The 1,154-nt window shown below is 32.0% G+C and carries 1 protein-coding gene; it reads left to right on the top strand.

The window, feature by feature from the left end; genetic code table 11:
- Window positions 1-1,154 (top strand): HsdR family type I site-specific deoxyribonuclease (locus tag Q0370_RS02290; RefSeq protein WP_299571571.1); only part of this gene is annotated, 1,154 nt, incomplete at both ends.

Raw genomic sequence — 1,154 nt, forward strand, 5'->3', positions numbered from 1 at the left:
TTATTGTTAACAGTGAAATACCAGTTTCTAAAGAAACTAAAGGTAAAATATTTGTAGATAAAAAAGAGATACCTATAAAAATTATTGATAAAAAAAATATTCATAACAACTTCTTGCAGGTAACGAATCAGATTAGGCAGGAAGGCACTCATAATAACCGTTATGATGTAACTATACTGGTTAATGGACTACCGCTTGTTCATATAGAATTGAAAAAACGTGGTGTAAATCTTCATGAAGCATTTAACCAGATTCATAGATATAGTAAGGAAAGTTTCAATGCTGAAAATTCACTTTATAAATATGTACAGATATTTGTAATTTCAAATGGAACTTATACACGTTATTTTGCAAATACTACTGCACAGAATAAAAATCATTATGAGTTTACATGTGAATGGGCAGATGCCAAAAATAGAGTTATCAGGGATTTGGAAGATTTTACAGCAACATTTTTTGAAAAACGTACAATGCTCGAAGTGCTGACAAAATATTGTGTTTTTGACTCAAATAATACGCTCCTTATAATGAGACCTTATCAGATTGCGGCAACAGAACGTATTTTGTGGAAAACAGAATCTAGCTTTCAAAGTAGAAAAGCAGGAAAAATAGAAGCAGGAGGATTTATCTGGCATACAACAGGTTCAGGTAAGACTTTGACTTCCTTTAAGACTGCAAAACTTGCTACAGAGCTTGATTATATAGACAAAGTGTTTTTTGTAGTCGACAGAAAAGATTTGGATTATCAGACAATGAAGGAATATCAGAAATTTCAGCCTGATAGTGTAAATGGAAGCAAGGATACAAAGGAACTTAAACGAAGTATAGAAAAACAGGACAATAAAATAGTTGTTACAACAATTCAGAAATTGAATGAATTTGTTAAGAAAAATTCAAATCACGAAATTTATGATAAACATTGTGTAATAATATATGATGAATGTCATCGTTCACAGTTTGGAGATGCACAGAAGAATATCAGAAAATCTTTTAAACATTACTATCAATTTGGATTTACAGGAACTCCTATTTTTCCTGAAAATGCTCTTGGAAGTGATACACACCTCTTTGTGCGTAAAGATCGTCCATTGCGTACTTTTGACAAGGATATCGTTGATGTTTTAGTTGACGAGATGGCCAAATCTGGACCGACC

Source organism: uncultured Leptotrichia sp. (assembly GCF_938036635.1).
Lineage (GTDB): Bacteria > Fusobacteriota > Fusobacteriia > Fusobacteriales > Leptotrichiaceae > Leptotrichia > Leptotrichia hongkongensis.